The organism is Brevibacterium sp. CS2 (genome assembly GCF_005280295.1).
GTDB classification, from domain to species: domain Bacteria; phylum Actinomycetota; class Actinomycetes; order Actinomycetales; family Brevibacteriaceae; genus Brevibacterium; species Brevibacterium pityocampae.
This window is the reverse complement of the sequence record NZ_CP040020.1, coordinates 186,751-205,262: the sequence shown is the minus strand read 5'-3', so window position 1 is coordinate 205,262 and position 18,512 is coordinate 186,751. Positions and strand designations below refer to the sequence as shown.

The following is an 18,512-nucleotide window of genomic DNA, read 5'->3' as shown; positions in this document are numbered from 1 at the left end:
GGAGCCATGCAGGTATCCCGGTTCACCGACCTCGGCCTCCGCGCACTCATGATGCTCGCCACGGCCGAGGCCGGGACGCGCATGACCACCGCCGAGCTCGCCCTGCGCCTCGAGGCCTCGGAGACGCACCTGGCGAAGGCGATCTCCCGACTGTCCGGGACCGGCGTCATCGCCTCACGGCGCGGGCGCACCGGAGGGCTCACACTCACCGAGGAGGGCCGCACCCGCCCGATCGGCTCGATCGTCCGCGAGCTCGAAGGGGTCGGCGCCGTCGTCGACTGCTCGACCTGCCCGCTGCGGGGGAACTGCCGGCTCAAGAGCGTTCTCGACCGCGCGGAGCAGGCGTTCCTCGCCGTCCTCGACGAGGTCTGCCTCAGCGATCTCGTCGACTCCCCGACCGGACCCGTGCTGCTGACCCTGCTCACCGGCTCGCCGGGCGACCCCGGGCCTGCGGTGCCTCCCTCCGAGCGTGCCGGCCCGGACTGCGGAAGACCGGCAGCGGTGTCGTGATCCCGGCCCTGCCCTGCCTTGCCCGACCCGATGCCCGCGCACCGACCGCCTCGGGCCCGGCCCGGTCCGATGCCCGGGCACTGACCGCCTCGGGCCCGGTGCCCGCGCGCTCCCCACAGATGTTCCACCAGCTCAGGCATGCCGCCGGCGGCGGTGTGTGAATCCGCAACAGTTCAGGAGAATCCATGAGCACGTCCGACCTCTACCTCGACGAGAAGGAACTCGACTCCATCGGCCTCACCCCGGAGCACGAGGAGATCATCAAGGCGACCCTGCCGCTCGTCGGGTCGAAGATCAACGAGATCACCCCGATCTTCTACTCCCGCATGTTCGAGGCCCACCCCGAGCTCATCGCCGACACCTTCAACCGCGGCAACCAGAAGCAGGGTGCCCAGCAGCGTGCGCTCGCCGCCTCCGTGGCGACCTTCGCCACCATGCTCGTCGACCCCGAGGCCCCGGCCCCGGTCAACCTGCTCTCGCGGATCGGGCACAAGCACGTGTCCCTGGGCATCACCAAGGACCAGTACCAGATCGTCCACGACAACCTCTTCGCCGCGATCGTCGAGGTGCTCGGCGAGGACGTCGTCACCCCGGACGTCGCCGCGGCCTGGGACTCCGTGTACTGGCTCATGGCCGACGTCCTCACCGACTTCGAGTACGACCTCTACCGCTCGGCCCGGGTGGAGCCCGGCGACGTGTTCCGTGCGACCACTGTGGTCGATCGCCGGGACCTGCCCGGCGACATCGTCCACTTCACCGTGCGCGCCGCCGAGGGCTCGGCGGACCTGCCCGGGCACCTCCCGGGGCAGTACGTGTCCGTCGGCGCACGCCTGCCCGACGGTGCCCGCCAGCTGCGCCAGTACTCCCTGGTGCGCGGCGGCAGCGCGGCCGGCGAGCTGTCCTTCGCCGTCAAGCGGATCCGTGCCACGGAGAGCGCCCCCGAGGGCGAGGTGTCCAACTGGCTCGGCGAGAACGTCCAGGTGGGCGACTCCCTCGAGGTCACCCTGCCCGCCGGCGACCTCGTGCTCGACGCGCAGGCGACGAACCCGGTCGTGCTGATCTCCGCCGGGATCGGCGTGACCCCGATGCTCGGGATGCTCGACAGCCTGGCCGCGAGCGGTTCCGCCCGCACCGTGGTCGCGCTCCACGCCGACGACTCCGCCGAGGTCGACGCGTTCGGTGCCGCCCGCACCGGGTACGCCGCCGGTCTGGCCGAGGGCTCCGCGATCACCTGGTACGGCACCGGGACCCCCGACGCCGAGCTCCAGGGCGAGGTCCGCGAAGGCCTCATGGACCTCAGTGCGGTCGAGCTGCCGGAGGGCGCGAGCGTCTACATCTGCGGCTCCAACGGGTTCCTCCAGTTCATCAGGACGCAGCTGGACGAGCGCGGCGTCGCCGCCGCCGACGTCCACTACGAGCTGTTCGCTCCGAACGACTGGCTGCTCGACGCCTGAGTCGCACCACGGCGACTGCGTCCGTCGGCGCCCGGTAGCCTGTGTGGACTGGGCCCGGCGGACGCTCCGGGCAGGGGAGGGAGTGCGATGAATCTCGAGGATCAGACCCGGCTCGGGGTCGGCATCGTCGGCTGCGGGAAGGTCGGTGCGGTCATCGGCCGGGCGCTGCGGGCCGCCGGTCACGCCGTCGTCGGCGTCACCGCCACCTCCGAGGCGAGCCGCGACCGCGCCGAGGCGATGCTCCCCGGTGTGCCCGTCCTCGACATCGAGACCGTCGTCGAGCGCGCCGAGCTCGTCCTCTTCACCGTCTCCGACGACGTGCTCGGCGAGCTCGTGTCCGGGCTCGCCGCACTCGGCCGCTTCAAGCCCGGGCAGATCATCATGCACTGCGCCGGCCGGTTCGGCACCGAGGTGCTCGAGCCCGCCGCCCGGGCCGGTGCCATCACCATCGCCCTGCACCCCTCGCTGTCCTTCACCGGTACGAGCATGGACCTGCCGCGACTGCAGGAGGCGACGATCGCCGTCACCGCCGCCCGCACCGTGCTGCCGATCGGGCAGGCGCTCGTCGTCGAGATGGGCGCGGAGCCGATCGTCGTCGCCGAGGCCGACCGCCCGCTCTACCACGCCGCGATCGCGCACGCCTCGAACCACACCGTCGCGGTCGTCGGCCAGGCGCTCGAGGTGCTCGCCGGGCTCGGCATCGACGACGCCCCGCGGGTGCTCGCATCGCTGCTCCGCGCGAGCGTCGACAACACGCTGCAGTCCGGGCCGGGTGCGCTCACCGGGCCCGTGAGCCGCGGCGACGTCGACACCGTGCGCGCTCACCTCGAGGCGCTCTCCGAGCAGGCCGTCGAGGCCGGCTCCACCGAGGTGGGGGACACGTACCGGGCGCTCGCCCGGGCGACCGTGGCCCGTGCCCTGCGCAATGGCACGATCGACGACGCCAAGGCCCTGCAGATCATCGAGCTCCTCGAGAGCTGAGAAGCTCTGATTCCGGCCGGGCGGCCGGGACTGCGCGTGGTCTGCCGGGCCGGCGGGCGCCTCGGGACCCGCGGATTCCTGCCAGGCCGGCGGGCGCCTCGGGAACCGCGGATTCCTGCCGGGCGCACCGCACGCGGTAGCCTTGGAGCCATGCCAGAACTCGATCCCGCCCAGGCCGGTGCTGCCCCGGCCGACGCCCCGGACCACCTCGACCCCGAACAGCTGCGGATCCGCAAGGACAAGCGCGTCCGGCTGCTCGAGGAGGGGCAGGAGCCCTACCCGGTCCACGTGCCCCGCACCCACACCCTGGCCGAGGTGCGCGAGGCGTACCCCGCGCTCGAGGACGGGGAGGAGACCGAGGACGTCGTCGCCGTCGCCGGCCGCGTCGTGTTCTTCCGCAATACCGGCAAGCTCTGCTTCGTCACCCTGCAGGCCGGGGACGGCACCCGCCTCCAAGGCATGCTGTCGCAGAAGGAGGTCGGCAAGGAGCGGCTCGACGCCTGGAAGTCCGACGTCGACCTCGGCGACCACGTGTTCCTCCGCGGCCGGGTCATCAAGTCCAAGCGCGGCGAGCTCTCCGTCATGGCTTCGGAATGGCAGCTTGCGGCCAAGGCCCTGCGTCCGCTGCCCGCGCTCCACACCGAGCTCACCGACGAGACCCGGGTGCGCCAGCGCTACATCGACCTCATCACCCGCGACGCCGCGCGCCAGGCGGTCAAGCTCCGCTCCGACGTCATGATCTCCCTGCGCCGCACCTTCGCGGACACCGGCTTCATGGAGATCGAGACGCCCATGCTCCAGACCCTCCACGGCGGCGCCGCCGCCCGGCCGTTCTCCACCCACATGAACGCCTACGACATGGAGCTGTTCCTGCGGATCGCCCCGGAGCTGTTCCTCAAGCGGGCGGTGGTCGGCGGCCTCGACAACGTGTTCGAGATCAACCGCAATTTCCGCAATGAGGGCGCGGATTCCACGCATTCCCCGGAATTCGCGATGCTCGAGGCCTATCAGGCATATGGCGATTATCATTCGATCGCGGATCTCACGAAGACGCTCATCCAGAATGCCGCCCGCGATGCCACCGGTTCGCTCCAGGTCACCCTGTCCGACGGCACGGAATACGATTTCGGCGGCGAATGGGCCGTCGTGAGCATGTACGATTCGCTGTCCGAGGAGGTCGGTGAGAAGATCACCGCGGAGACCACCGTGGAGCGGCTCGCGGAGATTGCGCAGAAATACGATATCGATCTCGAAGGAGTGTTCCGCAGCCACGGCAAATACGTCGAGGAGATGTGGGAGCACTTCTATTCCGACCGGCTGTGGGCGCCGACATTCGTCGTCGATTTCCCGCTCGACACCTCGCCGCTCACCCGTGAGCACCGCTCGAAGCCGGGCGTGGTGGAGAAATGGGATCTCTATGTGCGCGGATTCGAGCTCGCCACCGGCTATTCGGAGCTCATCGACCCGGTGATCCAGCGCGAGCGCTTCGAATCGCAGGCCCGCGACGCCGCGCGCGGCGACGACGAGGCGATGGCGGTGGACGAGGAGTTCCTCATGGCCATGGAGTACGGCATGCCGCCCAGCGGCGGCATGGGCATGGGGATCGACCGTCTGCTCATGGCGCTCACCGGGCTGGGGATCCGGGAGACGGTGCTCTTCCCGCTCGTCAAGCCGCTCGAGAAGTGAGCGGACTCCGCTTCATCGTCAGATGGATCGCCCTGTGGTCAGCGACACTGCGAATTCCGGTTATCCGGTTCTGCGTTCTGCGGTGACCCGCACAACTGCGAGGTGATCGATGGTGGCGGCCGATATCCCGCGCAGAGTGCATTCGCCTCAGGTGCGGTTTATCGGCGCGATCCGGGCCGGATGCGGCGTTCCATGATATGCACATTCGAGCATATGCGGCGCGCGGTCACATGAAGTGCTCATCACGCGGTGGGAGAATAACCGTGTTGTCCAGATCATATTTCAGCTCTCTATTCGCCGCGGCGGTATTCGTCGGTTAGGATTCATTATGGAATACGTCAAAGTCCTCCTTCCTTCGATCTGTGTCGGACTGCTCTTCTGGTACGTCATCCGTTCCGTGGTCCGCGCCGACAGCATCGAACGGAGGGAGATGGACCGTTTCTATTCGGAGAACGAAGATTCCGCGGGTGAGTCCCCGGAATCCACGGGTGATCCGAATGATCTCCGTTCGTCCGGAGCGGATCCGACTCACGACGCACTGAATGCATCCGATTCGCCTGCGCACGACTCCACCGTGCCGGTCGAATCGACCTCCCGAAAGGACCCCGAACATGGCTCGTGAAATGAAACTCATGCTGACTGACGACATCGATGGCAGCGAGGCCGCGGAGACCGTGAGCTTCTCGCTCGACCAGCACAGCTACGAGATCGAACTCTCCAGCGCCAACGCCGCCAAGCTGCGCGAGGCCCTCGCCCCGTACATCGAGAAGGCGCGCCGCGTGGCCTCCCGCCAGCGTTCCACCGGTCGTCACCGCACCGGCGGCGGTGCAGGTGCCTCCTCGCGCACCGGCGCGGACACCTCGACGGTGCGCGCCTGGGCCAAGGCCAACGGCCACGACGTCTCCGACCGCGGCCGCATCCCGGCCGAGGTGTTCGAGGCCTACGACGCCGCGCACTGAATTACGCGCAGTACTTGAACCGCAGCGCCACCGCGGACGGTTCATCGAACGGGTCGGTCCTCCTCGCGAGGGCCGGCCCGTTCGTCGCCCCTCCCTGCGCAGTGCCTCGTCGAACTGCGGAGTATCCGAAACGGAACGCGCAATTGCGCGTCGATCCTCGGATACTCCGCAGTACGGCGGGTTGCGGTCTGTGCCCGAGCCGGCCCGCGCCTCGGGAACGGCGGATCACCCACGCCCACTTCGCGCTCATCCCACGATCACCCCGCGCGGTCATGCGGATTCCCGCCGCCGCACCCGGCGATTACGCCGTGAGCCGAATCCCTTTCGGCTGACCGCGAAACCGCAATAAATCGCCGCGAGCGGTGGTTAGAGTCGAAGGAATCAACAGACCGAGGAGGGGCAAATGTTCGAACGGTTCACAGATCGTGCCCGTCGCGTAGTGGTCTTGGCGCAGGAAGAGGCCAAGCTGCTCAAACACAACTACATCGGCACCGAGCACATCCTGCTCGGCCTCATCCACGAGGGCGAGGGCGTCGCCGCCAAGGCGCTCGAAGGCATGGGCATCTCGCTCGACCAGGTCCGTGAACAGGTCACCGAGATCATCGGCCAGGGACAGCAGGCCCCGAGCGGCCACATCCCGTTCACCCCGCGTGCCAAGAAGGTGCTCGAGCTCAGCCTCCGCGAGGCACTCCAGCTCGGCCACACCTACATCGGCACCGAGCACATCCTCCTCGGCCTCATCCGCGAGGGCGAGGGCGTCGCCGCCCAGGTGCTCGTCAAGCTCGGCGCGGACCTCGGGCGCGTGCGCCAGGAGGTCATCAAGCTGATCTCCGGCTACCAGGGCAAGGAGCCGGTGGCCGCCGGCGGTCGCGAGGAGGGCACGCCCTCGGGTTCGCTCGTCCTCGACCAGTTCGGTCGCAACCTCACCGCCGCCGCCCGCGAGGGCAAGCTCGACCCGGTCATCGGCCGCAAGGAGCAGATGCAGCGGGTCATGCAGGTGCTGTCGCGCCGGACCAAGAACAACCCGGTGCTCATCGGCGAGCCCGGCGTCGGCAAGACCGCCGTCGTCGAAGGCCTCGCCGCCGCGATCGTCAACGACGAGGTGCCGGAGACGCTCAAGGACAAGCAGCTCTACACGCTCGACCTGGGCTCGCTCGTCGCCGGATCCCGCTACCGCGGTGACTTCGAGGAGCGCCTGAAGAAGGTCCTCAAGGAGATCCGCACCCGCGGCGACATCATCCTGTTCATCGATGAGATCCACACCCTCGTGGGTGCCGGCGCGGCCGAGGGCGCGATCGACGCCGCCTCGATCCTCAAGCCGATGCTCGCCCGCGGTGAGCTCCAGACGATCGGTGCGACCACCCTCGACGAGTACCGGAAGAACATCGAGAAGGACGCCGCGCTCGAGCGCCGGTTCCAGCCGATCCAGGTCCCGGAGCCCTCGCTGTCGGACGCGATCAAGATCCTCGAGGGTCTGCGCGACCGCTACGAGTCGCACCACAAGGTGACGATCACCGACGGTGCGCTCGCCGCAGCCGTCAACCTCTCCGACCGCTACGTCAACGACCGGTTCCTGCCGGACAAGGCGATCGATCTCATCGACGAGGCCGGCGCGAAGCTGCGGATCTCGCGGCTGTCGACCCCGCCGGAGATCAAGGAGCTCGAGGAGCAGATCGTCGAGGCCCGCCATCGCAAGGAGGCGGCGATCGACGCGCAGGACTTCGAGCTCGCCGCCAACGAGCGCGATGCGGAGATGAAGCTCCAGACCAAGCACGACGAGGCGGAGAAGGAATGGCGCTCCGGCGCCAAGAACGGCTCCGCGATCGTCGACGAGGAGCTCATCGCCGACGTGCTCGCTTCGGCGACCGGGATCCCGATCTTCAAGCTCACCGAGGAGGAGTCCGCGCGGCTGCTCCGCATGGAGGACGAGCTGCACAAGCGGATCATCGGTCAGCAGGACGCCATCAAGTCGGTGTCCCGGGCGATCCGCCGTACCCGCGCCGGCCTCAAGGACCCCAAGCGGCCTTCGGGCTCGTTCATCTTCGCCGGGCCCACGGGCGTCGGCAAGACCGAGCTCGCCAAGGCGCTCGCGGAGTTCCTGTTCGGCGACGAGTCCTCGCTGATCTCGCTCGACATGAGCGAGTTCTCGGAGAAGCACACGGTGTCGCGGCTGTTCGGCTCGCCTCCCGGCTACGTGGGCTACGAGGAGGGCGGGCAGCTCACCGAGAAGGTGCGGCGCAAGCCGTTCTCCGTGGTCCTGTTCGACGAGGTCGAGAAGGCGCACGCGGACATCTTCAACTCGCTGCTCCAGATCCTCGAGGACGGGCGTCTGACGGATTCGCAGGGTCGTGAGGTGGACTTCAAGAACACCATCATCATCATGACCACGAACCTCGGCACGCGCGACATCGCCAAGGGTCAGCAGCTGGGCTTCCAGATCGAGGGGGACACCTCCACTTCGTACGAGCGGATGAAGCAGCGCGTCAACGACGAGCTCAAGCAGCACTTCCGGCCGGAGTTCCTCAACCGCGTGGACGACACCATCGTGTTCCCGCAGCTGAGCAAGCCGGAGATCGTGCGGATCGTCGACCTGTTCCTCGCCCGCCTGGACGAGCGCCTGGCGGACAAGGGCATGAAGGTCGAGGTCACCCAGGAGGCCAAGAACCTGCTGGCCGAACGCGGCTACGATCCGGTGCTCGGTGCGCGCCCGCTGCGCCGCACCATCCAGTCGGAGATCGAGGACCAGCTCTCGGAGCGGATCCTGTTCGACGAGCTGCACTCGGGCCAGACGGTGTTCGTCGATGTCGAGGGCGAGGGCGCGGACGCCAAGTTCACGTTCGACGGCCGCGACACCGAGCGGGTGCCGGTGACCGTGGGCGCGGACGAGTCCGAGGACGTGAGCGGGGCCATCCCGGAGGCCGGTGTCGCGAACGCGGCGGCCACCTCGCACGCGGACCCGGATGCGGATGACTCCTCCGAGGGTCCCGCCGGAGGGGCCGCGGCCGGAGGCGCCGAGCGCACCCTCTGAACCGGCCCACTGAGGTCCGTCGGCTGAGTCCGGCCGATTGAGTCTGGTCGGTTGAGCTCGGCCCGCTGAGCTCGGCCCGCTGCGTCCGGTCGGCTCGCGGTTCATACAGCACAATCCTGCGGTTCCTGAGAACGGAACCGCAGGATTCTGCTGTGTCAGGACGGCGTTGGGGCGTCGGTGCTGCGTATCGGGTGGGTCTACTGAGTGCCGGGTACGGCGTCGGTGCTGTGTCGAGGGCGATTCGGTGGGTGCTGCAACGGGTGGTGCGTCCGCGCTGTGTTCGGTGCGCGCGGTGGATGCGGCAGCGGGTGCGGCCGATCCATCACCGACCGACTGCGGAGTATCCAGAACGGAGCGCGCAATTGAGCGTCGATCATCGGATACCGCGCAGTCGGCGGAGCCGGCACGGCAGCGACGGCCCGGCGTCGACGTTCCGTCGCTGCTCGCCGGCCCGAGCTCAGGCACCGTGACCTTGCGCTATTTGGCGGATCCGCTCTCAGGAACCTTGGGAAATTGCAGTCTCGGGTGTTGAATGGAGGAATGCCTGCCGACCCCGCGACGCCACCGATCTCCGGTCCCGAGCGGACCACCGTGCCCGAGGCGACCACGGCACCCCAGGCGACCACCGCCACCGAGGCGCCCACCGTGTCCGAGGCGCCCACCACGCATGAGCGGGCCACCACGCATGAGCGGGCCACCGCCTCCCAGGTGACCGCTGCGGCCGGGTTCGACCCCGGGACGCCGCCGTTGCCCGAGGCCCGGGAACTGCCGAGCGGACTGTTCATCCGCCGCGCGCGCACCCCGGACGTCAAGGCGATCCGCGGGCTGGTCGAGCCGCTCGCCGAGGCGCGGATCCTCGTCGCGAAGGACCCGGTGAACTACTTCGAGTCGCTCCAGGAGTTCCGCCTCGTCGTCGACCGCTCCGGGCCGCAGGAGGTCGTCGTCGGCTGCGCGGCCCTCCACGTGCTGTGGGACGACCTCGCCGAAGCGCGCACCGTCGCCACCCACCCCGACTACCGGGGGCGCGGCATCGGCCGCTCGCTCATGGAGCAGATCCTCGCCGACGCCCGGGACATCGGGGTCTCCCGCGTGTTCTGCCTGACCTTCGAGACCCGCTTCTTCCAATCGCTCGGCTTCGAGGAGATCTCCGGCACCCCGGTGTCGCCCGAGGTCTACGTCGAGCTCCTCCACTCCCACGACGAGGGCACCGCCGAGTTCCTCGACCTCGCCCGCGTCAAGCCGAACACCCTGGGCAACTCACGGATGCTCAAGCACCTCTGACCCGTACGCGCCTGCCCGCACCCGCCTGCCCACGCGCCTGCCCGCACCGCTACTGCGGGAGGTGGAGGACGCCGCCGGACTCCGCGGCCAGTCCCTCGGCGACGAGCGCGCGCACCAGCCGGTCCACCCGCTCGGAGTCCCCGAGCTCCCGCACCCGCAGCACCGCCGCCTCGACCCGGTCGGGCAGCGCGGCGAGCGCCTCGGCGTCGAGGTCCGCAGTGCCCGCGGTGAGGAGCGCCCGCGCCACGCCGCTCACCTTCTCCGCCCCGGCCGGCGCAGTCTCACTCGCGGCTGCTGCATCGGATCCCGCCGCCTCGTTCGCGCCGGCTGCGGTGCCAGCCTCGGCCGGCGCGCCTGAACCGTCAGCGCCTGGCGGCCCGGCGGCGCGGAGCACGGCCATGATCGCCCCGCGCAGCTGCCGGTCCGTGCCGTGCCAGGCCTGGGTCGTGGGCTTCCGCCCGGCGTCCGCCGGCCGCCCGGCGGCGAACCACCGGCACTCGGCCTGCAACGGGCACTCTTCGCACGCGGGGTTCCGCGAGGTGCACACGAGCGCCCCGAACTCCATGAGCCCGGCGTTCCACTCGACGTGCTCCTCAGTCGGCACAAGGGCCGCGGCCCAGTCGCGCTCGGCCCGGGTGGGTGCGGGAGTCGGGTGCGAGCGGCCGGCGAACACCCGGCCGAGCACCCGCCGGATGTTGACGTCGAGCACGGTTGCAGGCTGTCGGTGCGCGAACGCGGTGACCGCCGCGGCGGTGTAGTCGCCGACCCCGGGCAGTGCACGCAGCGCCGCCTCACCCACCGGAACCGCGTTGTCGTGGTCGTCGGCGATCGCCCGCGCGGTGTCGCGCAGCCGCAGGGCGCGCCGCGGGTAGCCGAGCGAGTCCCAGGCGAGGAGCACCTCGGCGGGGGAGGCGTCCGCGAGGTCCGCCGGGGTGGGCCAGCGCCGCATCCACTCCGTCCAGCGCGGCGCGACCCGGACCATCGGTGTCTGCTGGGACATCACCTCGCTCACGAGGATGCCCCATGCCGAGGTGCCCTCCGCCCGCCACGGCAGGTCGCGGGCGTGCGCGGCGAACCAGTCGACGACGGTGCGCCGGACCCGTGCGAGCTGGGATTCGTGCGGGATCCGGAGTGTCTGGGCGGTGTTCGCGGCCCGGCGTTCTACTCTCGAGATGATGTCTCCTTCGACCCGTGGTCCTGGTTCCGAACCCCCGCGCTCATCCGGCTCCTCCGGCGCCCGGCGCCGCGGGGGTCAGTCCGCTGCCGGCGGATCGCGCCGCGGCACCGGGAAGGCGAGCGGCACCGGCCGGAGCAGCGGCTCGGCAGGCGGGCGCTCCCCCTCAGCGCAGTCTAGTGGCCGCACGTCCACCGGCCCCCGTTCGCCCGGCGCCGGACCGGCCGCGAACCGGGCCCGAGGTGCGCGCACCTCGGCGACCGGAGGCGGCTCGGGCAGCGGGCGCGGAGGCGGCGGACAGGGCATGGATGCCGTGTACCGTCGCCGCCGGATGACCGTGGCCGTGCTCGGTCTGATCATCCTCGCCGTCGTCGTCGGTGCGACCATCGTCATCGTCCAGGCGCTGCGGTCCCCGTCCGAGGATCCCGCCCCCGTCGCGGAGCCGACGGAGACCGCGGAGCCCACCGCGCCCATGCCCACCGGCGACGACGCGAGCGGAGCCTGCCCGACGGAGGCGGTGACCGTGGGGGCGGCGACCAATGAGAAGTCCTACGACCCCGGGGCGAGCGCCACCCTCGAGCTCATCGTCACGAACACCCACGACGCCGCCTGCCGGATCGCGGTCGGCACGAGCGAGCAGACCTTCACCGTCCGCAAGGACGGGGAGACGGTGTGGAGCTCGGAGTATTGCGCGGACCCCGAGGCCGACGGCGACGCCGCCGAGGCCGAGGTCGTGTTCGCCGCCGGGTCGGAGAAGCGCGCGGCGCTCAAGTGGACCGTGGAGCCCGTGGACAAGAACTGCAACCGCATGGCCGAGGGCTTCGAGGGCGGGAAGTACGAGCTCGTGACCTCGCTGGGGGAGACGGAGAGCGAACCCGTCGAGTTCGAGATCACCGCCCCGGAGCCCACCGAGGAGCCGTCCGAGGAATCCGTCGAGGAGGACTCCGGCGAGGAGGACACCGGCGAGTGACCGGAGCCGCGCCGGGCCTCAGCTCTCGGTCGCCTCTTCCACGATCCGGTTGAGGCCCTCGCGCACGATCCGTGCCCGGTGCTCGCCCACGCCCTCGACCGATTTGAGCTCGGTGACGTCGGCGGCGAGGAGCTCGGTGAAGCGACCGAAGTGCTCGGCCAGCCGCTCGACGACGAGCGAGGGGACGCGTCGCATCGAGGACAGCACCCGGTAGCCGAGCGGGTAGACGTGGCGGTCGAGCGATTCGCTCGCCGCCGAGGAGCCGATCGAGCGGGCGACGACGTCGATGTCGACGAGCTCGCTGCCGGACAGGCGGGAGAGGTTGCGCATGACGTCGTCGATCTCCCCGTGCTCGGGGATCGCATCGATGTAGTCGCGCAGCAGGTTGAACTGGACGTTGCCGAACGAACCCATGAGCTCCTCGTGCTGGAGCGTGACGAGCCGTCCGTCCTGCCCGAGCTCGAGGATGTAGGTGGAGATCTCCGCGGAGATCCGGCGCACCATCTCCTGGCGCTGGAGGACGACGAGGACGTCGGCGAGCGTGGCGCGGTCGACGACTTCGAGGTAGGTCAGCGTGCCGGTGACCTCGTCGAGCCGCGCCTTGTAGCGCTCGAGCGTGTCGAGGGCCTGGTTGGCGTGGGACAGGATCCGGTCGGACACCTGGAGGACGTGCCGGGAGTTGTGGACGTAGATCTGCACGATCTGCATCGACTGGCTCACCGAGATCACCGGGAACCCGGTCTGCTTGGCCACGCGCTCGGCGGTGCGGTGGCGGGTCCCGGACTCGGTCGTGTCGATCGCCGGGTCGGGGAGCAGCTGGACGCCGGCGGAGTGGATGCGCGAGGCGCCGCGGTCGAGGACGATCGCCCCGTCCATCTTCGCGAGCTCGCGCAGCCGGGTGGCGGAGAACTCGATGTCGATGGGGAAGCCGCCGGTGGAGATCGACTCCACGGTGCGCGAGCTGCCGAGCACGATGAGCGCACCGGTGCGCCCGCGCAGGATCCGCTCGAGGCCGTCGCGGAGCTCCGTCCCGGGGGCGGCCGCGGCGAGGGTGGAGAGGAGCAGATCGCCGCTCGCCCGGTCCTCCTCCGACTGGGGGTCGAGGATGTGCGGATTGGAATGGGTGCGCACCGGCAAGGCCTTTCGGAGCAAGGGGGAGGACCCCTCCAGCCTATCGATCAGGGGTGCGGCACGACCGGTGCTGCAGGTAACGAATGGGGTTCGAAACTGTATCGATACCGACAACCCGGCTTGCGGTCGGCGGCGGCACGCGAGCGACCACCCCGCTGGGGTCGGGGTCGGAACTCAAGCGCGCACCCACGACTTCTGCGCCCGGCGCCACGCCTGCGCTCACACCTCCTGCGCCTGCGCCCACCTACACCGCGCCCACCTACACCGCGCCCACCTACACTGGTGCCTCCTGTCCCGGTGCGCGGCTGCCCTTCCACACCGGCCGGGTCTCCTCGGCGCCGGTGAGCACGACGTCGATCGCATCGATGACCGTCTCGCACTCCTTGACCCGCATCCCCGCCGGGACCGGGACGTTCTCCAGCGCCCCGCGCGCCACGACGGCGTTCGTCACCCCGAGCCGGGCGGCCTCGGCCAGCCGGAGTCCGACGTTCGGGACATTGCGGATCTCCCCGGACAGGCTGATCTCACCGATCGCCACGAGTCGCGAGTACAGCGGGCGGTCGACGGCGGCGGATACGAGCGCCAGGCACACCGCGAGGTCCGCGGCCGGTTCGCTCACCCGCACCCCTCCGACGGTCGCGACGAACACGTCGTGCTTGCCGAGCTTGGTGTACTTCGAGGTCACCGCGATGTTCATCGCCACCCGGTTGCCGTCGACACCGCTCACGGTGCGCCGCGGATTGCCCGCCGCGGACTCCTCGACGAGCGCCTGCACCTCGACGACCATCGGCCGGCGGCCCTCCTGGCTCACCGCCAGGCACGTGCCCGGCGCACGCGTGTTCGACCGCGACAGGAACAGCCCGGAGGGATCGGCGAGGCTCTCGATCCCGGTCTCCGTCATGTCGAAGCAGCCGACCTCGTCCGCGGGGCCGAACCGGTTCTTCGTGGTCCGCAGCAGGCGCAGCCGCGAATGCCGGTCGCCCTCGAAGGAGCACACGACGTCGACGAGGTGCTCGAGCAGGCGGGGCCCGGCGACCGTGCCCTCCTTGGTGATGTGGCCGACGAGGATCGTCGGGATGCCGTGGTCCTTGGCCGCGCGGATGACCCCGGCGGCGACCTCGCGCACCTGGGTGACACCGCCGGGCACGCCCTCGACATCGCTCGAGGCGAGAGTCTGCACCGAGTCGATGACGAGGAGGTCGGGCTTCTCCGAATCGATCATCCCGAGCACGACGCCGAGGTCGGTCTCCGCGGCGAGGAGGAGCGAGTCCTCAAGTGCGCCGATCCGCTCCGCGCGCAGTCGCACCTGCCCGGCGGACTCCTCGCCGGACACGTAGAGCGCCCGGGCCGAGGCGCGCGCCGCCCGGGCGGCCACGTCGAGCAGCAGGGTCGACTTGCCGACCCCGGGCTCGCCGGCGAGCAGGATCACCGCGCCGGGCACGAGGCCGCCGCCGAGCACCCGGTCGAACTCGCCGACCCCGGTGGGCCGGGCACGAGCCAGGGTGCCGTCGACCCCGGTGATGGGGGCGGCGCGACGGCCGGCCGGGGCGGCCTTCGCCTTCGTGCGCACGGACGTGGCGGCCGGGCCGGTCTCCTCGAGGGTGCCCCAGGCCTGGCACTGGGGGCAGCGGCCGAGCCACTTGGGGTTCGAATGACCGCATTCGGTGCAGGTGTATGCCATGGCCCTCAGTCTGGCACGCACCCCGGACACGGCACCTCGGCTCGGGCCCGGCGACCACCTTGCAGCGACCCGCCGCGGGCGAGGCGACCACCTCGGACCCGGCGATCCGCCTCGGGGACGGGGGCCAACGAACTCGGTGGTCCACCTCGGACTCGACAGCGCACCCGGACACGACGATGCCGCCGCTCCCGGACGGAGCGGCGGCATCGGTGGGCCGCAGAACGCAGCGGCGTCAGGTGTTCCTGAGTCGGTTCAGTGCGCTTACCGGCGAGTATCCGCACTGGTGTGACTCGGTAATCGTGGAACCGCACTGGAGTGACCCTGGAATCGGGGAACCGCACTGGAATGACCCGGTAACCGGGGAACCGCACTGGAATGCCCCGGAAGCCCCGCCTACCCGGGAACCGGGAGCCCTCCTACCCGGGAACGGGGCAACCGCGCCCGCCTGCCTGGGGACGGGGAACCCCTCCTACCCGGGAACGGGGCAACCGCGCCCGCCTGCCCGGGAACGGGGCAACCGCGCCCGCCTGCCCGGGAGCCCCGGCTCAGAGGAACTCGACGCCCTGGGCCAGCGGCAGCTCGCCGGAGTAGTTGACGGTGTTCGTCGCCTGGCGCATGTAGGCCTGCCAGGAGTCGGTGCCGGACTCGCGCCCGCCGCCGGTCTCCTTGTTGCCGCCGAACGCCCCGCCGATCTCCGCACCCGAGGTGCCGATGTTGACGTTCGCGATCCCCGTGTCCGAGCGGGCGATGAACCGCTCCGCCTCGGACAGGTCGGAGGTGAACACCGCCGAGGACAGCCCCTGCGGCACCGCGTTGTTGAGCTCGATCGCAGCATCGAAGTCGGTGTACTCCATGACGTAGAGGATCGGCGCGAAGGTCTCGTCCTCGACGATCTCCGTCTGACCCGGCATCCGCACGACGGCGGGCTCGACGTAGTAGGCGTCGGCCGCGGCATCGGCGAGCACGCGGGTGCCGCCGCACAGCACCTCGCCGCCCTGCGCCTGTGCGGCTTCGAGCGAGGCCTGCATCTTCTCGTAGGACGCCTGGTTGACGAGCGGTCCGACGAGCACGCCCTCGGCGGTCGGGGAGCCGATGCTCAGCGTGCCGTAGGCGGCGACGATCTTGTCGACGAGCTCGCCGGCGATGTCGGAGTGGACGATGAGGCGGCGCAGCGTCGTGCAGCGCTGCCCGGCGGTGCCGGCTGCGGCGAACACGACGCCGCGCAGCGCCAGATCGATGTCCGCGCTCGGGGTGACGATCGCGGCGTTGTTGCCGCCGAGCTCGAGCAGTGAGCGGCCGAACCGCTGCGCCACCCGCGGGCCGACCTCGCGGCCCATCCGCACCGAGCCGGTCGCCGACAGGAGCTCGACGCGCGGATCGTCGACGAGCGCCTCGCCGATCGCGCGCTCGCCGACGAGCAGCCCGTTGAGGCCGGCCGGGCCGCCCTTCTCCTCGATCGCGCGGGTCAGCAGCGCGTTCGCCCCGACCGCCGACAGCGTGGACACCTCCGAGGGCTTCCACACCACGGAGTCGCCGCAGATCAGGGCGAGCGCGGTGTTCCACGAGTAGACGGCGACGGGGAAGTTGAAGGCGGAGATGATGCCGACCACGCCGAGCGGGTGCCAGGTCTCCATGAGCCGGTGGCCGGGCCGCTCGCTCGGCAGGGTCTTGCCGAACAGCTGCCGGGACTGGCCGACGGCGAGCTCGCAGATGTCGATCATCTCCTGCACCTCGCCCGCAGCCTCGGACGGGGTCTTCCCGGCCTCGAGGGTGACGAGCTTGGCGAGGTCCTCCTTGTGCTCGGTGAGGAGCTGGCCCCAGCGCTGCACGACCATGCCGCGCACCGGGGCGGGCACGTCGCGCCAGGCGAGGAACGCCTCGTGCGCCTTCCCGATCGTGTCTGTCGCGGACTCCGCGGTGTCCGCGGCCATCTGCCCGAGCACCTGGCCGGTGATCGGGGAGCGGAGCGTGATCGTGGACGACGCCTCGGCGCCGCCGGCGAGCAGCGCGTCGAGGTCGGCGCCGCACGCGGACAGGCCGCTGCGGGCGAGGTCGATGATCGCGTCCTCGGTGGGGAGGGCGGTCGTCGTGGAGTCGGGAGCGGTCATGGTGTGTCCTCTCTGGAGCGGTGTGCTCACGGTCGTGGAGCGGTCTGCTGTCATCGTGTCATGGCTCACAGGGAGCCGGTTCGGGGTGCGGGATCACCGGCGCCGAGGTGCCCTGCCGGTGGGGCACCTCGGCGCCGAGGTGCCCCGCGGCTCGGCCGACCCGGGCGCTCACACGATGTTGAGCTCGACGCGGAGCTCATCGGTGCTGAAGCGGCCGACGCCCATCGGGCTGACGTCGACGAAGGGCTGTCGGCCCAGGTAGAGGTCGCGCATGACCTCGCCGACGGCCGGGCCCTGGAGGAAGCCGTGGCCGGAGAACCCGCAGGCGTAGAGGAAGCCGCTGACCTCCTCGGCCGAGCCGATGAGTGCGTTGTGGTCCGGGGTGCACTCGTAGAGGCCGGCCCAGCCGCTGCGCGCGCACACGTCCTCGAGCGCGGGGGCGCGGCGGCTGATGAGCCCGGACAGGTGCTCCGCCCACTCGGGATCGCGGTGCATGTCGAACTCGCGCACGTCAGCGACCTCGGGCGCGCCCATGAGCAGCCCGTCGCCCTCGGAGTGGAAGTAGAACGAGGTGGAGAAGTCGATGGTGAACGGCAGCGACCGGGCGTCGAAGTCGACCGGCTCGGTGACCATGATCTGGCGACGCAGCGGCGTCACCGGCAGCTCGACGCCGGCCATCGCCCCGAGTGCCTGCGACCACACGCCGGCGGCGCACACCACGGTGTCCGTGGCGATCGGCCCGCGGCTCGTCTCCACCCCGGTGACCGCGCCGTCCTCCACGAGGATGTCGGTGACCTCGGTGTGCTTGCACACGGTGACCCCGCGGCGGCGGGCGGCGCGGGCGAACCCGGCGACGGCCGCCTCGGGCGTGCAGTGGGCGTCCTCCGGGTTGAAGGCCCCGGCGACCAGGCCGGTGGTGCTGATGATCGGGGACAGGGCGGCCGCCTCGGCGACGGAGACCATCCGCGAGGCCTGGCCGAGCGACTGCTGGAGTGCGACATTGCGCTCGAAGGCGGCCGCGTCCTCGTCGTTGTCGAGGAGGAACAGGTAGCCGCTCGTGACGAGGTCGATGTCGTGGTCGAAGTCCGTGGCGAACCGGCGGAACGTCTCGAGGCTGCGCGCCCCGAGGGCGATGTTGACCTCGTCGGAGAACTGCGAGCGGAGCCCGCCGGCCGCCTTCGAGGTCGAGCCGCTGCCGAGCTCGTCGCGTTCGACGAGGACGACGTCCTCGACTCCGGCCTCGGCGAGGTAGTGCGCTGTGGCCGCGCCCATGATGCCGCCGCCGATGACGACGACGGAGGCATGGGACGGGGCCACCTGGGGTGTCGATCCCGTGGTCATCGGTCCTCCCGCTGCGAAGGGAACTGTGCGCGGCGACCGGGTGCGGTCGTGCGCTGCTCGGATCCCGTGCGGTGACGGAGATCCGTGGTGCACAGCGATCCATGCCACCCGGAGCCGTCTCCTGTGACGGAGATCACTGTTCCTTCATCGTGCGGTCTCGGCGAGGTTCAGACAAGCGATAGAACGTCAACAGTGCTATCAGTGATAC

General features: G+C 70.5%; 14 protein-coding genes. 9 read left to right on the top strand and 5 right to left on the bottom strand.

The genetic code is table 11. The features are described 5' to 3' along the window. Positions 1-6 precede the first annotated feature (6 nt). From FDF13_RS00960 to FDF13_RS00925, 8 genes are all read left to right on the top strand, one after another. A complete protein-coding gene (locus FDF13_RS00960) occupies positions 7-510 on the top strand; it encodes an Rrf2 family transcriptional regulator (RefSeq protein WP_137318055.1) in 504 nt (167 codons plus the stop codon). Between the two features lie 185 nt (positions 511-695). Further along, complete coding sequence (locus tag FDF13_RS00955) at positions 696-1,964, top strand: globin domain-containing protein (protein ID WP_137318054.1); 1,269 nt, start codon at positions 696-698, stop codon at positions 1,962-1,964. 87 nt (positions 1,965-2,051) lie between these two features. Then, entirely contained in the window at positions 2,052-2,945 is an 894-nt protein-coding gene (locus tag FDF13_RS00950; RefSeq protein WP_137318053.1) for a Rossmann-like and DUF2520 domain-containing protein, read from the top strand. 150 nt (positions 2,946-3,095) lie between these two features. Next, positions 3,096-4,631: a lysine--tRNA ligase gene (gene lysS, locus FDF13_RS00945; protein WP_137318052.1), complete on the top strand. Its 1,536-nt coding sequence runs from the start codon at positions 3,096-3,098 to the stop codon at positions 4,629-4,631. Between the two features lie 328 nt (positions 4,632-4,959). Further along, positions 4,960-5,253, top strand: a complete 294-nt coding sequence (locus tag FDF13_RS00940; RefSeq protein WP_137318051.1) for a hypothetical protein — start codon at positions 4,960-4,962, stop codon at positions 5,251-5,253. 10 nt (positions 5,254-5,263) lie between these two features. Next, on the top strand, positions 5,264-5,590 hold the full coding sequence (locus tag FDF13_RS00935) for an Lsr2 family protein (RefSeq protein WP_302630562.1): 327 nt from the start codon (positions 5,264-5,266) through the stop codon (positions 5,588-5,590). Positions 5,591-5,993: 403 nt separating this feature from the next. Continuing rightward, positions 5,994-8,618: an ATP-dependent Clp protease ATP-binding subunit gene (locus FDF13_RS00930; protein WP_137318049.1), complete on the top strand. Its 2,625-nt coding sequence runs from the start codon at positions 5,994-5,996 to the stop codon at positions 8,616-8,618. Positions 8,619-9,365: 747 nt separating this feature from the next. Further along, positions 9,366-9,899, top strand: coding sequence for an amino-acid N-acetyltransferase (locus FDF13_RS00925; RefSeq protein ID WP_137320295.1), 534 nt, complete (start codon positions 9,366-9,368; stop codon positions 9,897-9,899). A 49-nt stretch (positions 9,900-9,948) separates the two neighbouring features. On the opposite strand, the gene FDF13_RS00920 is transcribed toward FDF13_RS00925, so the two are convergent. Further along, positions 9,949-10,899, bottom strand: coding sequence for an A/G-specific adenine glycosylase (locus tag FDF13_RS00920; protein ID WP_175406790.1), 951 nt, complete (start codon positions 10,897-10,899; stop codon positions 9,949-9,951). Between the two features lie 478 nt (positions 10,900-11,377). Between FDF13_RS00920 and FDF13_RS00915 the strand changes: the two genes are divergently transcribed. Beyond that, positions 11,378-12,043, top strand: coding sequence for a hypothetical protein (locus FDF13_RS00915; RefSeq protein ID WP_137318047.1), 666 nt, complete (start codon positions 11,378-11,380; stop codon positions 12,041-12,043). Positions 12,044-12,061: 18 nt separating this feature from the next. On the opposite strand, the gene disA is transcribed toward FDF13_RS00915, so the two are convergent. From disA to FDF13_RS00895, 4 genes are all read right to left on the bottom strand, one after another. Then, entirely contained in the window at positions 12,062-13,174 is a 1,113-nt protein-coding gene (gene disA, locus FDF13_RS00910) for a DNA integrity scanning diadenylate cyclase DisA (protein ID WP_348983861.1), read from the bottom strand. A gap of 274 nt (positions 13,175-13,448) precedes the next feature. After that, entirely contained in the window at positions 13,449-14,855 is a 1,407-nt protein-coding gene (radA, locus tag FDF13_RS00905) for a DNA repair protein RadA (RefSeq protein ID WP_137318046.1), read from the bottom strand. Between the two features lie 545 nt (positions 14,856-15,400). Then, positions 15,401-16,963 carry an aldehyde dehydrogenase family protein gene (locus tag FDF13_RS00900; RefSeq protein WP_137318045.1) on the bottom strand — a complete coding sequence of 521 codons (1,563 nt, stop codon included), beginning with the start codon at positions 16,961-16,963 and terminating at the stop codon, positions 15,401-15,403. Positions 16,964-17,131: 168 nt separating this feature from the next. Further along, complete coding sequence (locus tag FDF13_RS00895; RefSeq protein ID WP_137318044.1) at positions 17,132-18,304, bottom strand: FAD-binding oxidoreductase; 1,173 nt, start codon at positions 18,302-18,304, stop codon at positions 17,132-17,134. Positions 18,305-18,512: the final 208 nt, after the last annotated feature.